Source organism: Actinomadura sp. B10D3, assembly GCF_039871695.1.
Lineage (GTDB): Bacteria > Actinomycetota > Actinomycetes > Streptosporangiales > Streptosporangiaceae > Spirillospora > Spirillospora madurae.
On sequence record NZ_JBDPLY010000096.1, the window covers coordinates 1 to 1,166 of the forward strand.

At 65.4% G+C, this 1,166-nt stretch carries 1 protein-coding gene; it reads left to right on the plus strand.

Going from position 1 to position 1,166, the window contains the following annotated elements:
* Positions 1 to 1,161, plus strand: a 1,161-nt coding sequence (locus tag ABGB11_RS42415; protein WP_347641371.1) for an acyl-CoA dehydrogenase family protein, incomplete at its 5' end; no start/stop codon positions are given.
* Positions 1,162 to 1,166: the final 5 nt, after the last annotated feature.

Below are 1,166 nucleotides of genomic sequence, written 5' to 3' on the forward strand. Positions count from 1 at the left end.
GACTTTCCCGCGTACGCCCCGTCCGAGGAGCATGAGCTGCTGAGGGCCACGGTACGTGAACTGGCCGAGGCCAAGATCGCTCCTTTCGCGGCGGAGGTGGATGAGGAGTCCCGGTTCCCGCAGGAGGCGCTGGAGGCGTTGGTGGCCAACGGGCTGCATGCGGTGCATGTGCCCGAATCGTACGGGGGTGCGGGGGCTGATGCGCTGGCCACGGTGATCGTGATCGAGGAGGTGGCGCGGGCGTGTGCGTCGTCGTCGTTGATTCCGGCGGTGAACAAGCTGGGCACGGTGCCGGTGTTGCTGGCCGGTGGGGAGGAGTTGAAGAAGCGGTATCTGGGTCCGGTGGCGCGGGGGGAGGCGATGTTCTCTTATGCGTTGTCGGAGGCTGATGCGGGGTCGGATGCGGCGGGGATGAAGACTCGTGCGGTGCGGGATGGGGATGTCTGGGTGCTCAATGGCACCAAGATGTGGATCACCAATGCCGGTGTGTCGGAGTTCTACACGGTGATGGCGGTGACCGATCCGTCGGTGGGGGCGCGGGGGATTTCGGCGTTCGTGGTGGAGAAGGACGATGTGGGGGTGTCGTTCGGGCCGAAGGAGCGCAAGCTGGGGATCAAGGGGTCGCCGACCCGGCAGGTGATCTTGGAGGATGTGCGGATTCCGGGGGATCGGCTGATCGGTGCGGAGGGGACGGGGTTCAAGACGGCGCTGGCGACGTTGGACCATACGCGGATCACCATCGCGGCGCAGGCGTTGGGGATCGCGCAGGGTGCGCTGGATTTCGCGGTGGGGTATGTGAAGCAGCGGCGGCAGTTCGGTAGGCCGGTCGCTGATTTCCAGGGTGTGCAGTTCATGCTGGCGGATATGGCGATGCGGTTGGAGGGGGCGCGGCAGTTGACGTATCACGCGGCGATCAAGTCTGAGCGGGTGATGGCGGGGGAGCGGGTGGCGGATCTGACGTTCGTCTCGTCGGCGTGCAAGGCGTTGGCGTCGGATGTGGCGATGGATGTGACGACCGATGCGGTGCAGTTGCTGGGCGGGTATGGGTATACGCGGGAGTTCCCGGTGGAGCGGATGATGCGCGACGCCAAGATCACCCAGATTTATGAGGGGACCAACCAGATCCAGCGGATGGTCATGGCCCGCCAGCTCCTGAAGTAACCGGC